This window comes from Roseococcus sp. (assembly GCF_965227005.1).
Classification (GTDB): Bacteria; Pseudomonadota; Alphaproteobacteria; order Acetobacterales; family Acetobacteraceae; genus Roseococcus.
Window position 1 is genome coordinate 28,964 of record NZ_CBDDFJ010000039.1, and the last position, 15,600, is coordinate 44,563.

Below are 15,600 nucleotides of genomic sequence, written 5' to 3' on the forward strand. Positions count from 1 at the left end.
ATGATCAAGCGACGTACACTGGCGCTGGCGGCCCTCGTGCCGCCGGCCGCCGCGACGGTTCAGGTCCGGGCGCAAGGCACGGCGCAAGACCGTATATTGACCATCGGCGCCGGCGCGCCGGTCACCACGACGGATCCGCATTTCCACAATGTCGGGCCGAACAACGCGCTGACCATGCATATCTTCGACAGGTTGGTGGAGCGCGACGGGCAGTCGCGCATGCGTCCCGCTCTCGCGGAAAGCTGGCGCGTGGTCTCGGACACCGAGTGGGAGTTCAAGCTGCGCGCGGGCGTGACCTGGCACGACGGCAAGCCCTTCACGGCGGACGACGTGGTCTTCACCTTCTCGCGCGTGCCCAATGTGGCCAACAGTCCCGGCGGCTTCGGCGGCTTCTTGCGCGCCATCGCGCGCGTCGAGGTGCGCGATCCGCTGACGTTGCGCATTCACACCCGCCAGCCGCATCCCCTGCTGCCGCTGGACTTCGCCTCGGTCAGCATCATCTCGCGCCATGCGGGCGAGGGCGCGGCGACCGAGGACTACAATTCCGGCCGCGCCGCCATCGGCACCGGTCCGTATAAGCTCGTCTCCTACCGCGCCGGAGACCGCGTGGAGCTCCAGCGCAACGACAGTTACTGGGGCGAGCGCGAGCCCTGGTCGCGCGTGAACTACCGCATGATCCTGAACGATGCGGGCCGCACCGCGGCGCTGCTGGCCGGCGATGTGGATCTGATCGAGCAGATTCCCACCAGCGACCTCGCCCGCCTGCGCCGCGAGCCGCGGCTGACGGTGACGGAGATCGCCAGCCTGCGCACCGTCTATATGGCGCCGGACTACTCGCGCGACGGCGGCACGCCGCTCGTCACCGATAATGCGGGCACGCCGCTGCCGGTGAATCCCTTCAAGGACGTGCGCGTGCGCCGCGCGCTTTCCATGGCGATCAACCGCGACGCGCTGGTGGACCGCGTGATGGAAGGCGCCTCCGTCTCCACCGCGCAATGGCTACCGGCCGGCGCCTTCGGCTACAATGCCGACGTGAAGCCCCAGGCCTTCGATGCGGAGGGCGCGCGCCGGCTGCTGGCCGAGGCCGGCTATCCCGAGGGCTTCCGCCTCACCGTCCACACGCCCAACGACCGCTGGCCCAATGACGCGCGCCTCACCCAGGCGGTCGCGCAGATGTGGACGCGGATCGGCGTGCGCGTGCAGGTCGAGGCGCTGCCCTGGACCGCCTTCGTGCCGCGCCGGGCCAGGGTCGAGTATGCGATGCAGATCGGCGCCTGGGGCAGTTCCACGGGCGAGGCCTCGAACTACCTCGCCAATGTCGTCGCCACCCATGACCGCCAGCGGTTGACGGGGGCGAACAACAATGCGCGCTATTCCAGCGCCGAGTTCGACGGGCTGACGGCCCGCGCCTCGGCCACCATGGACGACACGGCGCGCAACGAGCTCTGGCAGCAGGTCACGGCGCGCTATGCCGAGGAGATGCCGATGATCCAGCTCGTGCAGTTGACCAATACCTGGGCGCTCAGGAAGGGGCTCCGGCACGAGCCGCGGATGGACGAGCGGACGGTGGCGATGGGCGTGCGGCCGGAGAATTGAATCCGGCCGGAACACCCCTTGCGGGTGAGCGCGAGGGGGAAGCCTCTCGCCTCACTGGCGTCCCATCCCGGGCCTGGGTAGTGTCCCGGGCATGACCAAGCCGACGGCCTTCCTCTCCCGCATGCTGGCCTTCCTCGCTCTGGTCGGGGTCGTCGTCGCACTGCTCTACCCCTCGCTGCACCATGCCTTCGAGGCGAACCCGATCCTCAACGGGTTCATCCTCTTCGTGCTGCTGCTCGGCGTGCTGTGGAACATCCGCCAGGTGATGTTGCTGCGCCCCGAGGTCGACTGGCTGGAGGCCTTCCGCAACCCCCGCCAGGGCGACCCCGCGCGCCCCACGCCCAAGCTGCTCGGCCCCATGGCGAGCATGCTGGCCGCGCGCCGCACCGACCGCTTCACCCTCTCCACCGCGGCGATGCGCTCGCTGCTGGACGGCATCTCCTCCCGCCTGGACGAGACGCGCGAGCTGTCGCGCTACATGACGGGCCTGCTGATCTTCCTCGGCCTGCTCGGCACCTTCTGGGGCCTGCTGCTGACCATCGGCGCGGTGGCCGAGGTGATCGGCGGCATGTCGGTCGGCTCGGGCGACGTGAACGCGCTGTTCAACCAGCTCAAAGCCGGCCTGGCCGAACCCCTGCGCGGCATGGGCGTGGCCTTCTCCTCCTCGATGCTGGGCCTTGCCGGCGCGCTGGTGCTGGGCTTCCTCGACCTCACGGCGGGCCAGGCGCAGAACCGCTTCTACACCGAGCTGGAGGACTGGCTGGCCAGCCAGACGCGGCTGTCCTCCGGCGCGCTGGGCGGCGAATCCGAGGGCGGCTCCATGCCCGTCTTCGTGCATGCGCTGCTGGAGCAGACGGCCGAGAATCTGGAGGCGCTGCAGGCCATCATGGCGCGTGGCGAAGAGGCGCGCGGCACCACCGCCATGGCCGTCAGCCAGCTTGCCGAACAGCTCTCGCTGCTGGGCGACCAGATGCGCGGCACCCAGCAGATGATCGCCCGCATGGCCGAGCAGCAGGCCCAGCTCACCCCCGTTCTGACGCAGCTCGCCGCCTATCAGGGCCAGAGCGCCATCGACGACGCGGCGCGGGGCCATCTGCGCAACACCGAGCTGCTGCTGGCCCGGCTGCTGGAGGAGGTGGCCTCCGGCCGCGCACAATCCACCCAGGAGCTGCGCAGCGAGATCCGCGTGCTGACGCGCACCATCATGGCCATCTCGGGCGGGACGCAGCAGATCCCGGGCGGCAATCCCGGTGGCTAGGCGCCGCTCGCGGGCGCAGAGCTTCGATGTCTGGCCGGGCTATGTGGACGCGCTGTCCACGCTGCTCATGGTCATCATCTTCGTGCTGCTGGTCTTCGTGCTGGCGCAGGGGTTCCTGTCCACCGCGCTCTCCAACCGAGACCGCGCGCTCGACCGGCTGAACGCCCAGGTGGCCGAGCTTGCGGAGCTGCTCTCGCTGGAGCGTGGGCAGGCGGCGGAGCTGCGTCAGCTCCTCACCCGCGCCTCCGACGACCTGCGCGGCGCGACCGGCGCGCGCGACACGCTCTCCGAACAACTGCGCGGTCTCAACTCCGAGCGCGATGCCCTGGCCGGCGATGCGACCAGCCTGCGCGGCGAGCGCGACCGGCTGGCGGCCCGCCTTGCCGATCTGGAGGCCGCGCGCGCCGTGCAGGCGCAGCAGCTCACCCGCGCCGAGACGCAGCTGGCCGAGGCGCTGGGCCGCGCCGAATCCGCCACGGGCGACACCGCGCTGACCGTGCAGCGCCTGAACGAACAGGCCCGCGCTTCGGCCACGGCGCGGGCCGCAAGCGAGCAGCTTCTGGCCGAGGCGAACCGCAACCTCGCCGCCCAGCAGGCCGCGCGCGCCGCGGCCACGCGCAGCCTCGCCGAGGCGAATCAGGCCCTCACGGCCGAGCGCGCCACGCGCGCGGGCATCGAGCAGCGCCTGGCCGAGCTCCAGCGCGGCCTCTCGGCCGAGCAGACGGCCCGCGCGACCGCCGAGCGGCAGGCCCGCGAGACCACCGGCGCGCTGGAGACGGCGCGGCAGGAGCTCGCGACCATCCGCCGCCAGGCCGCCGAGGCCGCCGCCCGCGCCGCCGAGATGGAGCGCCGCATCGCCGCCCTCCAGGCCCAGGCCGAGGCGCTGAACCGCACCGTCACCACCGATCGCGCGACCATCGAGGCGCGGCTGGCCGACCTGGCGCGGCTGCAGCAGGACATTGCCCGCCTCAACGCCTTGCGCGAGCAGGCGGAGCGCGCGGCCCAAACCGCACAGGCCGCCACCGCCAGCGAGGCCCAGCGCCGCCAGGGCGCCGAGGGCCAGGCCGCCGAACAGCAGCGCCTGTCGGAAGCCGCGCGCGCCCAGGTGGCGCTGCTCACGCGCCAGCTGGAGGAATTGCGCGGCCAGCTCAATCGCCTCGCCAATGCGCTCGATGCTTCCGAGGCGCGCGACCGCGAGAACGACGCCCAGGTGGTGAACCTGCGCGCCCAGCTGAACGCCGCTTTGGCCAGCCGCGTGGAGGAGCTCCAGCGCTACCGCAGCGAGTTCTTCGGCCGCCTGCGGGAGGTGCTGGGCGACCGGCCGGAGCTGCGCATCGTCGGCGACCGCTTCATCTTCCAGTCCGAGGTGCTCTTCCCGCCCGCCTCGGCCGAGCTTTCGGCGGTCGGACAGCAGCAGTTGCGCCAGCTCTCGCGCGTGCTCTTCGACATCGCCTCGCGCATTCCGCCCGAGATTCCCTGGCTGCTGCGCGTGGACGGCCATGCCGACCGCTCGCCCATCCGCAGCAACCGCTACGCGACCAACTGGGAGCTCTCCGCCGCGCGCGCCATCGCGGTGGCGAACCTGCTGATCGAGGCCGGGCTGCCGGCCAACCGCGTCGCCGCCGCCGCCTTCGGCGAACACCAGCCGATCGACCCGGCCGACACGCCCGAGGCTTACGCCCGCAACCGGCGCATCGAACTGAGGCTGACCGACCGATGAGCATCCCACTCCACATCCCCGACCACGCGCTGATGCGCGCCAAGCTCACCCGCATCCGGCGGCGCGAGACCGACAGCGCCACCTTCCGCCGTATCCTCGCCGAGATCGGCGCCATCCTGACCGTCGAGGCCCTGCGCGACCTCGACGAGACGCAGGCGGGCATCGAGACGCCGGTCGGCCCTATGACCGCGCCCGTGCTGGCCGCGCCCGAGCCCTGCCTGGTGGCGATCCTGCGGGCGGGCCTCGGCTTGCTGGAGGGCGCGCGGATGGTGCTGCCCGAGGCGCCGGTCGGCCATCTCGGCCTGGTGCGCGACGAGCACACGCTGCAGCCGACGGAGTACGTGGTGCGCCTGCCGCGCGACCTCGCCCGGCGCGGCGCGCTGGTGCTGGACCCGATGCTGGCCACCGGCGGCTCGGCCATCCAGGCGATCCATCGCGTGAAGCAATCCGGCGCGACCTCGATCCGCTTCGCCTGCGTGGTGGCCGCCCCCGAGGGCATCGCCGCCTTCCGCGCCGCCCATCCGGACGTGCCGATCACGACCGCCGCGCTGGACGAAAGACTCAACGAGCGGGGCTATATCGTCCCCGGCCTCGGCGATGCGGGCGATCGCTGCTTCGGGACGGAGTGATGATCCCCGTCCTGCGCACGGAGCGGCTGCTGCTGCGCGCCTTCACCGAGGCCGATCTCGACGCCTTCGCGGCGCTCCAGGCCGATCCGGAGTTCATGCGCCACCTGGGCGTCGGCGAGAGCGCGGGCAAACCGCGCACGCGCGGCGAGACCTGGATCGCCATGGCCGTCCAGCTCGGGCACTGGCAGCTGCGCGGCTGCGGCTTCTGGGCCATCGAGCGGGAGGGACGCTTCATCGGCCGCGCCGGCATCCTGCATCCGGAGGGCTGGCCCATGCCGGAGCTCGCCTATGGCCTTGCGCCGGCCGAATGGGGCAGGGGCCTCGCCTTCGAGGCGGCCTCGGCCGTGCTGGGCTGGGCGCGAGGGACGCTGCCCACCCCGGTGGCGAGCTTCATCCATCCGGACAATGCGCGCTCGCGCCGGCTCGCCCAGCGGCTCGGGGCGACGCAGGACGGCCTGATCGAGTTGAAGGGCGTGACGGCCGAGCTCTGGCGGCACCGCGCATGAAGGACGCCTGGCCCATGGCGATGCGGCGGATCGCGCCCTAAGCTTCCGGGCATGCAACTCGCGATCTCGATCCTCGACCAGTCCACCATCGTCTCCGGGGGAGATGCCGCCCAGGCGATCCAGGAGACCATGGAGGTCGCGAGGCTGGCCGACCGTCTCGGCTATGCGCGCTACTGGCTCGCCGAGCACCACAACAGCCGCAGCCATGCGGGCTCCGCGCCCGAGATCGTGATCGCCGCCATCGCGGCCACCACGCGGCGGATCCGCGTGGGCAGCGCTGGCATCATGCTGCCGCATTACTCCGCGCTGAAGGTCGCCGAGCAGTTCCGCGCGCTGGAGGCGGTGGGGCCTGGCCGCATCGATCTGGGCCTCGGCCGCGCCCCGGGCAGCGACGGACGCACCGCTTATGCGTTGAACCCCAATGCCGGGACCGCTGCCGACAACTTTCCTGCCGCCGTGCGTGACCTGCTGGGCTGGCTCGGCGACGGGCTGCCCGAGCAGCACCCCTATCGCGACGTGCGCGCCAGCCCCGAGGTTCCGACCGTCCCGGAGGTCTGGATCCTCGGCAGCAGCGACTACGGCGCGCAGGTCGCGGCCTTCTTCGGGCTGCCCTATTGCTACGCCTACTTCATCACCGATGGGCAGGGCTGCGCCGAGGCCCTTGCGGTCTATCGCGACACCTTCCGCGAGCTGCGCGGGCAGAAGGCGCATTCGGCCATCGGCATCTATGCCCTGGCCGCCGACACCCAGGCCGAGGCCGAGCGGCTCTTCGCCTCGCGGGCCCTGTGGCGCCTGCATCGCGACCGCGGCGTCTACCCGCCCTTGCCGAGCGCCGAGGAAGCGGCCGCCTATCCCTATAGCGAGGCCGAGCTGGCGAAGGTGGAGCGCATGAGGGCGCGCGCCATCATCGGCACCGGCGAGCAGGTCCGCGCGCGGATTTCCGCCCTGGCGGCGGAGCTCGGCGTCCAGGAGGTCGCGATCCTCACCCCATGCCATGATCCCAAGGCCCGCCGGCGCAGCGTCACGCTGATCGGCGAGGCCTTCGGGCTGACGGAGGCCCTGACCCCATGCCAGCAAGAACCGGCCTAGCCGTCCTCCTCGCTCTGGCCGCCTGGCTGGCGCCCGCCCAAGCGCAGGCCCAGGACGGCCCCGCCGTCGTCTCCATCCGCGACGGCGCGCGAAGGCCGCTCGACAGCCGGCCGAGCGAACGCGCCGTCGTGACCTTCCGCGATATCCTGCGCGAGCTCTATCCCGATCTCGGCCCCGACGGGCGTGCGAGCCGGACCCTCGGCGCACGCGCCGTGCCCGATGCCGTGGCGGGCGAGGACACGCCGCCCGGCCCGGCGGAGATCGACCTGGCGGATGGCGAGCCGGCGAGCTGGGCGATGATCTCCGAGGGCGAGCGCGACCACGTCGCGATCCTGGTCGCCGGCGCGCTGGTGATGGCGCAGGTCGCGCCCGAATACCGCCCGGCCGGCGCCCTGCTGGTGCAGACGGACCGAGGCGGCCCGCCGTCGATCGCGCAGATGGTCCTGCTGGGCGAGGGGCGCGCGGCGGTGGCGGTGATGAACGGCCATCAGGACGGCGCGGAAAGCTTCGCCCAGTATCTGATCGCGACGCCGGTCGAGGATCGTCTGCAGCAGGTGTTCCAGGGGCCCACGCTCTATTCCGTCCAGCGCGACGCGCGCGGTTGCGAGCCCTGGCGCCTGGAGGAGCGGATGACCTCGCTGACGACGCGCGAACCCTCCCGCGAGGGCTATGCGGAGCTGGTGATGGCGGTGCGCGAGGCGCGGATCTGCACGCAGCGCGGAAGGCCGCGCACGCTCAACGCGCTGATCCATTATGGGCGGCTGCGCTGGGATCCGGCGCAGGCGCGCTATCTGGGCGGGCTGGATGCCCTGGACCGGCGCAACCAGCGGCTGATGGGCGGGGGATGACGGCGGTAATTCAGCCCGTCGCCAGCCGCCGCTGCGCCAGCACCTGCCACAGGGCCGGGACGGCCAGGCCCGCCAGCACCACCGCCAGCCGGGCTCCATCGGCGAGGAAGTAGCCGAAGGCCCCCAGCAGGCCCGCGATCCCCAGCAGCAGGCGCGGCGCGAGGCCCATCGGCGCCATCAGATAGCCCGCATAGGCCGCCGTCACCGCCGTCAGCGCCGCCACCTGGATCGCCACCACCGTCAGGATGTCCGGCAGCGCGCCGCGCAGCATGATCTCGGGGTCGTAGATGAAGGCGAAGCCCACGGTGAAGCCGGCGATGCCGAAGCGCGTGGCGTGGATGGAGGTGATGGTCGGCCCCGCACCCGCGATGGCCGCCGCCGCGAAGGCCGCGGCCGCCACGGGCGGCGTCGCATCCGCGATCACCGCGAAATAGAAGAGGAAGAGGTGCGCCGGCAGCATCAGCTCGGCTGGTGAATAACCGAGCACGCGCGAGCCGACCTCGATGATCTGCGGCACGCCGATGGCGGCGGCGATGATGTAGGAGGGCGTGGTCGGGATGCCCATGCCCAGGATCAGCACGGTGATGCAGAGCAGCACCAGCAGCCAGGGCAGCGAGCCGCCGGCCAGCTCCTTGATGATGCCGCCGAAGGCCACGACCATTCCCGTCGAGGTCAGGGCCGCCACCACGATCCCCGATCCGGCGATGGAGACGGCGAGCGGCGCCATGGTATGCCCCGCATTGGCCAGCGCCCGCACCACGTCGCGCCAGCCCATGCGGGTGTTCCGGCGCAGCATCGCGACTGCGACCATGGCGACGGTGGAGATGAAGGCCGCGAAATTGCCGCTCCAGCGCTCGGTCATCAGATAGACGAGCACGAAGATCGGCACGACCAGATGCGCGTCGCGCGCCACCTCGCGCCAGACGGGGATGTCGGCGAGGGCCATGGGCTGCATGCCGGCGCGCTTGGCCTCGAAATGTACCGCGGCGAGGATGGCGAAATAGTAGAGCACCGCGCCGATGGCCGCGGCCTTCACAATGGCGGCGTAGGGAATGTTCGTCATCTCGGCCATGACGAAGGCCGCCGCGCCCATCACCGGGGGCATGAGCGCGCCGCCCACGCTGGCCGCCGCCTCGATGCCGCCGGCGACGGAGGCGCGATAGCCCACGCGCTTCATCAGCGGGATGGTCATGGCGCCCGTGGTGATGACGTTGGAGACGGAGCTGCCGCTCATGGTTCCGAAGAGGCCCGAGGTGATGACGGCCACCTTCGCCGGCCCGCCCGAATAGCGCCCCGCGACGGCCGCGCCGAAATTGGAGAAGAGCCGCCCCGTGCCGCTCGCCTGCATGAAGCTGCCGAAGATGATGAAGACGGCGATGGTGGTCGCCACGATCCCCGTCAGCGGCCCGTAGACGCCGCCCGCCGTGGGCACGAGCCAGGCGGATTCCAGGATTTCCGCCGGGGTGAAGACGCGGGTGTTCAGCACGCCCGGCAGCAGGTGGCCGAACTGCATATAGGCGAGCGAGAGGATCACCATCCAGGCCAGTCCCGGCTCCACCGCCCGGCGCGTGGCCTCGAGAAGGGTGACGATGGCGAGGACGGCCAGCATCATCAGCACCGGTCCGAAGGGATCGACATATTCCATGCGGTCCGCCACCGCGCCGGCCTGGATCATCACCCAGATATGCGGCGTCGTGGCCGCCGCGGCCCAGAGCCAGTCGACGAGACTCGGCCGGTCGGACGGCGAGGACGCGCGGGCCGGATAGAGCAGGAAGAGCGGCGGCACGAAGACGGCGAGGTGAAAGCCCCGCATCCAGACGGGCTCGGGGAAGCCGAAACCGCCCCAGTAGAGATGCATTCCCGCCGCCGCCGCGAGCCAGGCGGTGACCGCGATGCCGAGCCAGCCCTTCAGGGTTCTCAAGGGAGGATCCTCAGGCCGGCATCGCCCCGGCCTCGCGATAGGCGCGCGCCGCGCCCGGATGCAGCGGACAGCCGGTGTATTGCCAGGAAGTCAGGGGATCATAGGCCTCCATCGAGGCATGGATGGTCGACAGCCGCTGACCCTTGTTGCGGATGAAGGTCCTGGCGATGGCATAGGCCACAGGCTCGGGCGTCGTGTCGGCGACGAGCACCACGCTGTCCATCGCCGTCACCATGATCGGCGCGCTCAGCAGCGTCGGATAGGCGGCCGGCGGCACGCTCGCCTCCGAATAGGCGAAGGTGGCCTTCATATGGGTGCGGATATCGTCGGGGAAGGCGATGAGCTTGGCCGCGCGGCGGCCCTGCGCGATCTCGGTCAGCAGCGCGGCGGGACGGGCGAGGGCGATGTAGACGTAGTCCACCTGGCCGTCGTTGAAGGCCGAGGCGATGTCGTTGTAGCTGCCGTTCAGATAGCGCCCGCCGGAGGCGCGGATCAGCTCGGGCGAGGTTCCGACGAAGCGAAGGATGCGCTGCGCCGACATCTCGTCGGTCGAGGAGCGCTGGGGCGTGGCGAGCTTGAGGGCGCGCGTGGTCAGGATCTCGCGCATGTCGCTCGGCCCGTCGGCGCGGCCGAGAAGGTAGTGGTCGGTCGGCGAATAGCCGGTGCCCAGGCTGCGCAGCTTCGGATGGGCGAAGGTATAGGGCTCCTCCCCCTTGAAGGCGGCGGCGGTGAAGGCGTCGATGCCCCAGCCCATCTGGCTCTGGCCGTTCTGGATGCGGGTCGGATTGGCGAGGCCGCCGCCGGGGACGACGCGGATCTGGATCTGCGGATTCTCCTCGCGCACGAGCGAGGCGAGACCGGCGGCCATGGTGTACCAGCCGCCCCCGAGCGAGCCCGCGACCCATTCGAAGGTGCTCTGCGCGGCGGCGGCGCGGATGAAGGGGGCGGCCATCGCGGTGGCGAGCAATCCGCGGCGCGCAAGGTCGAAGGTCATGGAGGCTCTCCTGAAACCGGCCGCCAAGTGTGACGCCTGCCGGTCGCGGGATGCAACCATTCGGTTCGTCATCCGAACATTCGGTGGACTACGGGCGGAGCCACGCCACGGCTTGGGCCGCCGCCGCCCGCGCGGCCTCGCGCGAGGCGAAGACGGCGGCCGAGAAATAGCTCACCGGCGTCCAGCGGCCGCCATCCTCCACGTCGCGGCGGAACTCCTCGAAGCCGAAGGTGCCGTTGGGCCGGAGGAAGATGTCTACGCAGCGGTCGTGCTGCGCGTTCTCGGGGCTTTCGAGGATCGTCCAGTCGCGCGGGATGCGCGAGGTCACGCCGGGACCCTGGCCCCGAAGCCCGGCGCGGATTTCAGCGCCTCGGCCGTGTCGAAGTCGCGCAGCACGCCGTCATCCGCCACCTCGACCTCGGCCAGGCGGTCGGCGTGCTTCGCGACCAGCGAGCGCGCGCCCATGTCGCCGGTCAGCCGCATCATCTCGGGGAGGAACTCGCGTCCCCAGAGCATCGGATTGCCCGGCCGGCCGCCGAAGCTCGGCTGCACGATGGCGCGCCCCTCCTCGGGGTCGAAGGCGGCGAGCAGCCGCGCGATCACCGCCGGTTCCACCAGCGGCATGTCGCCCAGAGCGACCAGCACGCCCTCGGCCTCCGGCGGCAAAGCGGCGAGGCCGGCCTTGAGGCTGGCGGAGAGGCCCTGCGCGTGGTCCTCGGCATGGACGAAGATCACGGGCCGGCCGGCCAGCGCCGCCTGAACGCGCTCGCGGTCATGGCCGGTCACGACCAGCACCGGCGTCACGCCGCTCGCCAGCACCTTTTCCGCCACGCGCGCGACCATGGCGACGCCCTCGCCGTCGGTGACGAGCAGCTTGTTCAGCGGCGCCATCCGGCTCGAAAGCCCGGCGGCCATGACGAGGCCCGCCACTTGGCGCGCACGGCGCGGCGGCACCTTGGCGCGGGGCAGGGGCCGCGTCTCGATCTCCTTGAGCAGCCCGCCCACGCCCATGGCCATCACGTCGCGCGAGGTCACGGCGACGCCCGCGAAAAGCCGCTGCAGCACCCAGTCGAAGCCGTTCACCTTGGGGCTGCGCGCGCAGCCCGGCAGCACCAGCGCCGGGACGTCACCGACCGCGCCCAGGCAGATCAGGTTGCCCGGGTCGACCGGCATGCCGAAATGCTCGATCCGCCCGCCGGCCTGCACGATGGCGGCGGGTCCGACGTCGCGCCGGTCGATGGTGGCCGAGGCGCCCATGACGAGCAGCATCTCCGCGCCCTGGGCCAGGAGGCGTCGCAGGGCCTCGGCGGTGGCGCCGGCCTCATGGCGCGCGCGCTCGACGGGGAGCAGCGTGCCCTTCAGCGCGGCGATGCGCGCGCCGGTGATCTCAATGGCGCTGGCCATCACGCTCTCCTTCATGCCCTGAAGCTCCGTCAGCACGAGGCCGACCTTCAGCGGGCGGAAGGGATGCAAGGCGAGCACGTTCTGCCGCCGCAGCAGCGCCTGGGCCGTGGCCAAGGCAGGGCCGGGCACGGCGAAGGGGATGACCTTGATGGTGGCCAGCATTTCCTTGGGCTGGACCAGGCTGTAATTGGGCAGGGTCGCGATGGTCAGGCTCTCGTCCAGCGCGTTCAGCTGGTCGATCACCCCGGCGTCCAGCACCAGCAGCCCGGCCGACTGCGCGATCAGATTGACGCGGCCCGTGGCGGCGCGGCTGCGCGCGACGAGCGGCGTCTCCATCGCCTCGCCGACGCGGCGTGCCGCCTCGTCCTCGCCTACATCGTCCGGGTCGAGGCGCGCGGCGATGACCTCGCGGTGGCCCTCGGCCCGCAACGCCGCGATGGCCGCCGCATCGAGCACCGTGCCCTTCTTGAGCGCCCGCTCCGCCAGGCGAATGGAATGCGCGAGGACGGCGCCCTCCGCCTCATCCAGCGGCGTCGGGCCGAAGTTCACTTGCCGCGCCTGCGGGCCACGACCTGGCCGAGGATGGAAAGCGCGATCTCGGGCGCGGTGATGGCGCCGATGTCGAGACCCACGGGCGCGGCGATGCGGGCCAGGGCGGCGTCGTCATGCCCCAGCTCCTTCAGCCGCTCCACGCGCTTGGCATGGGTGCGCCGGCTGCCCAGCGCGCCGATGTAGAAGGCCTTGCTGCGCAGGGCGACGTCGAGCGCGGGATCGTCCAGCTTGGGGTCGTGGGTGAGGGTGACGACGGCGGTGCGCGTGTCGGGCGCCAGCGCCTCCATCGCCTCGTCGGGCCATTCGTGGTTGAGGGTGACGGCGCCGAAGCGGTCCTCCGAGGCGAAGGACCGGCGGGGATCGATCACCGTCACCGCGAAGCCGAGTTCGGCGGCCATGGGCGCGAGCGTCTGGGCCACATGCACCGCGCCGACCACGATCATCCGCAGCGGCGGGTTGTGCGGCTGGATGAACCAGGCCTCGCCGTCCAGGGTGACATTGGCGGCCTTGTCCTCGAACAGCACCTTTTCCGCCGCTTCCGCGAGCGCGCCGGGGATCGCGTCCTCGGGGAAGAGATGCTGGGTGCCGTCGGAGAGCTGGGTCAGCAGCGCGACCGGCATGAGCTTGGCGCGCGCCTTCTGCAGGCGCGCCAGATGTTCGGGGGTCAACCGAGCTTCTCCACGAAGACCTTGAGCTTGCCGCCGCAGGCCAGCCCCACCTCCCAGGCGCGCTCGTCGCTGATGCCGAAATCGAGCAGCTGCGGCCTGCCGTCCCGCATCGCCTGCCGCGCGACATCGGCCACCGCGCCCTCGATGCAGCCGCCCGAGACCGAGCCGGCCATGCGGCCCGAGGCGGTGACGGCCAGCATGGAGCCGGCGGGGCGGGGGCTGCTGCCCCAGGTTTCGACCACGGTGGCCAGCGCGACCTGCTCGCCCTCGGCGGCCCAGGCGGCGGCGGTGCCCAGAATATCCTCGCTCATCGACGTGTTCCCTTGCCCAGCGCCTCGATCAATTGCCGCAGGCTCGCGAGATTATGCACGGGGCGGAACTCATGCACATGCGGCAACATCGCGCGGATGCCCTGGGATTTGGGTTGGAAGCCCGCATAGCGCAACAGGGGGTTCAGCCAGATCAGCCGGCGGCAGGAGCGCTTCAGCCGGTCGGTGGCTTCCGCGAGGCCGCGCCCGCCCTCGCGGTCCAGCCCGTCGGTGATGAGCAGCACCACCGCGCCCTGGCCCAGCACGCGCCGGCCCCAATCCTGGTTGAACTGCTCTAGCGCCTCGCCGATGCGCGTGCCGCCCGACCAGTCGGGCACCATATGTGCGACCATCTCGAAGGCGATCTCGGGGTCGCGATGCTTGAGCTGGCGCGTGATGTTGGACAGCCGCGTGCCGAAGAGGAAGCTGTGCACCCGCTCGCGGTCATTGGTCACGGCATGCAGGAAGTGCAGCAGCACCTGGGCGTAGCGCGCCATGCTGCCCGAGATGTCGCAGATGGCGACCAGCGGCGGCGGGCGCACCACGCGCCGCCTGCGCAGGATCTTCACCAGCTCGCCGCCGCTGCGCGAGCCCGCGCGGATGGTGGCCTTGAGGTCCACGCGCGGGCCGAGCGGGTCGGTGCGGAAGCGGCGGGTGGGCCGCTCGTCCAGCGGCAGGACGAGGCGGCGGATCTCCTGCTTGGCGAGAGCGATCTCCGTCGCGCTCATCGCCTCGAAATCCATCTGCTGGAGGCGCTCGCGCTCGGAGACGGTCATCACCGCATCCTGCTGGGGCGGCTGCTCCTGCGGCGGCGGGGGCGGCGGGCGAGGGCGGTCATGGGCCATGGCCTCGGCCATTCGGCGGTCGCCGGCCTTGGGCTTGGGAGGGTCCTTCTGGTCCTCCAGCATGGCGAAGGCGGCCTCCGTCGCGCCCTTCTCGGGATCGCGCCAGAAGAGGGCGAAGGCGGCGTCGAAGAGCTCGGCCTGGTCGTGCTTGCGCAGCAGCGTGGCGGCCAGGGCGGCGCGGACCGTGGCGCGGGTTTCGATGCCGGTGAGGGTCAGCGCCTCGGTGGCGGCCAGGGCGTCGCCGGGGCCGACCTGGAGCCCGACGCGGCGCAGCAGGCGAATGAAGGCGAGCAGATTGGGCGCAAAGGCCTCGGCGGAGGGACGATCGCGCGGGCCGGCGAAGCTGCGCTGGGCAGCCTCGTTCAGAGCCTCCTTAGGCGGGATCACGCCGCGTCACGGGACTCAGCGACCAGGCGCGCCGCCTCCTCGCCCTTCAGCTTGGCGATGTCGTCCTGGTACTTCAGCAGCACGCCGAGCGTGGCATCCACCGCGCCCGTTTCCAGCTCGCGCGCATCGAGCGCGGCCAGGGCATTGGCCCAGTCGATCGTCTCGGCCACGCCGGGCAGCTTGAAGTAGTCCCCGCCGCGCAGCCGCTGCACGAAGGCCACGACCTGCGCGGAGAGCTGCGCGCTGACCTGGGGGGCGCGCAGGGCCAGGATGGCCTTCTCGCGCGCGGCATCGGGATAGTCGACCCAATGGTAGAGGCAGCGCCGGCGGATGGCGTCATGCACCTCGCGCGTGCGGTTGGAGGTGATGATGACCACCGGGGGCGTGGCGGCCTTCAGCGTGCCGAGCTCGGGCACCGTCAGCTGGAAATCCGCGAGGACCTCGAGAAGGAAGGCCTCGAAAGGCTCGTCCGCCCGGTCCAGCTCGTCGATGAGCAGCACGGCGGGCTCGCCCTCCAGTGCCTGGAGCAGCGGGCGGGCCTCGAGGAAGCGGCGGTCGTAGATGGAATTCTCGATATCGGCGACATTGCCGGAGGCCTCGGCAAGGCGGATCGCCATCAGCTGGCGGGCATGGTTCCACTCATAGGCCGCGGCCGAGAGGTCCATCCCGTCATAGCATTGCAGCCGCACGAGGCGCCGGGGCAGCTGCGCCGCCAGCACCTTGGCGATCTCGGTCTTGCCGGTGCCGGGCTCGCCCTCGAGGAAGAGCGGCCGGCCCATGCGCAGCGATAGGTGGATGGTGGTCGCGAGCGCCGTGTCGGCCACATAGCCGCCCGCGGCCAGCATCGCGGCGGTGGCCGCGACGTCAGCCGGCAG

The 15,600-nt window shown here is 71.6% G+C and carries 15 protein-coding genes; 7 read left to right on the forward strand and 8 right to left on the reverse strand.

Translation table 11 applies throughout. The features are described from left to right. The 7 genes from ACO057_RS22550 to ACO057_RS22580 all read left to right on the forward strand — a co-directional run bounded on the left by ACO057_RS22550 (position 1) and on the right by ACO057_RS22580 (position 7,646). Positions 1–1,596, forward strand: coding sequence for an ABC transporter substrate-binding protein (locus ACO057_RS22550; RefSeq protein WP_421995746.1), 1,596 nt, complete (start codon positions 1–3; stop codon positions 1,594–1,596). Between the two features lie 91 nt (positions 1,597–1,687). Next, the gene (locus ACO057_RS22555; RefSeq protein WP_421995748.1) at positions 1,688–2,854 is read left to right on the forward strand and encodes a flagellar motor protein MotA; all 1,167 of its coding nucleotides are present in this window, start codon (positions 1,688–1,690) and stop codon (positions 2,852–2,854) included. Then, positions 2,847–4,574 (forward strand): peptidoglycan -binding protein, encoded by a 1,728-nt coding sequence (locus tag ACO057_RS22560; protein WP_421995750.1) that lies wholly within the window; start codon positions 2,847–2,849, stop codon positions 4,572–4,574. The genes ACO057_RS22555 and ACO057_RS22560 overlap by 8 nt, the downstream gene beginning before the upstream one ends. Continuing rightward, the gene (gene upp / locus ACO057_RS22565; protein WP_421995752.1) at positions 4,571–5,203 is read left to right on the forward strand and encodes a uracil phosphoribosyltransferase; all 633 of its coding nucleotides are present in this window, start codon (positions 4,571–4,573) and stop codon (positions 5,201–5,203) included. The genes ACO057_RS22560 and upp overlap by 4 nt, the downstream gene beginning before the upstream one ends. Beyond that, positions 5,203–5,709, forward strand: a complete 507-nt coding sequence (locus ACO057_RS22570; protein WP_421995754.1) for a GNAT family N-acetyltransferase — start codon at positions 5,203–5,205, stop codon at positions 5,707–5,709. The genes upp and ACO057_RS22570 overlap by 1 nt, the downstream gene beginning before the upstream one ends. A gap of 51 nt (positions 5,710–5,760) precedes the next feature. Further along, positions 5,761–6,798, forward strand: coding sequence for an LLM class flavin-dependent oxidoreductase (locus ACO057_RS22575; RefSeq protein ID WP_421995756.1), 1,038 nt, complete (start codon positions 5,761–5,763; stop codon positions 6,796–6,798). Continuing rightward, positions 6,777–7,646: a hypothetical protein gene (locus ACO057_RS22580; RefSeq protein ID WP_421995758.1), complete on the forward strand. Its 870-nt coding sequence runs from the start codon at positions 6,777–6,779 to the stop codon at positions 7,644–7,646. The genes ACO057_RS22575 and ACO057_RS22580 overlap by 22 nt, the downstream gene beginning before the upstream one ends. Before the next feature lie 10 nt (positions 7,647–7,656). Here ACO057_RS22580 and ACO057_RS22585 read toward each other — a convergent pair whose 3' ends face one another. The 8 genes from ACO057_RS22585 to ACO057_RS22620 all read right to left on the reverse strand — a co-directional run bounded on the left by ACO057_RS22585 (position 7,657) and on the right by ACO057_RS22620 (position 15,570). Next, positions 7,657–9,567: a TRAP transporter permease gene (locus ACO057_RS22585; protein ID WP_421995760.1), complete on the reverse strand. Its 1,911-nt coding sequence runs from the start codon at positions 9,565–9,567 to the stop codon at positions 7,657–7,659. Between the two features lie 10 nt (positions 9,568–9,577). After that, a complete protein-coding gene (locus tag ACO057_RS22590; RefSeq protein WP_421995762.1) occupies positions 9,578–10,561 on the reverse strand; it encodes a TAXI family TRAP transporter solute-binding subunit in 984 nt (327 codons plus the stop codon). A gap of 88 nt (positions 10,562–10,649) precedes the next feature. Further along, positions 10,650–10,889, reverse strand: a complete 240-nt coding sequence (locus tag ACO057_RS22595; protein ID WP_421995764.1) for a hypothetical protein — start codon at positions 10,887–10,889, stop codon at positions 10,650–10,652. Then, the gene (locus tag ACO057_RS22600; RefSeq protein WP_421995766.1) at positions 10,886–12,514 is read right to left on the reverse strand and encodes an NTP transferase domain-containing protein; all 1,629 of its coding nucleotides are present in this window, start codon (positions 12,512–12,514) and stop codon (positions 10,886–10,888) included. Before ACO057_RS22600 ends, ACO057_RS22595 begins: the two co-directional genes overlap by 4 nt. After that, positions 12,511–13,185 carry an XdhC family protein gene (locus tag ACO057_RS22605; protein WP_421995768.1) on the reverse strand — a complete coding sequence of 225 codons (675 nt, stop codon included), beginning with the start codon at positions 13,183–13,185 and terminating at the stop codon, positions 12,511–12,513. Before ACO057_RS22605 ends, ACO057_RS22600 begins: the two co-directional genes overlap by 4 nt. Further along, on the reverse strand, positions 13,182–13,496 hold the full coding sequence (locus ACO057_RS22610; protein ID WP_421995770.1) for an XdhC family protein: 315 nt from the start codon (positions 13,494–13,496) through the stop codon (positions 13,182–13,184). Before ACO057_RS22610 ends, ACO057_RS22605 begins: the two co-directional genes overlap by 4 nt. Next, complete coding sequence (locus ACO057_RS22615; protein WP_421995772.1) at positions 13,493–14,725, reverse strand: vWA domain-containing protein; 1,233 nt, start codon at positions 14,723–14,725, stop codon at positions 13,493–13,495. Before ACO057_RS22615 ends, ACO057_RS22610 begins: the two co-directional genes overlap by 4 nt. Next, positions 14,722–15,570, reverse strand: coding sequence for an AAA family ATPase (locus tag ACO057_RS22620; RefSeq protein WP_421995822.1), 849 nt, complete (start codon positions 15,568–15,570; stop codon positions 14,722–14,724). Before ACO057_RS22620 ends, ACO057_RS22615 begins: the two co-directional genes overlap by 4 nt. Positions 15,571–15,600 lie beyond the last annotated feature (30 nt).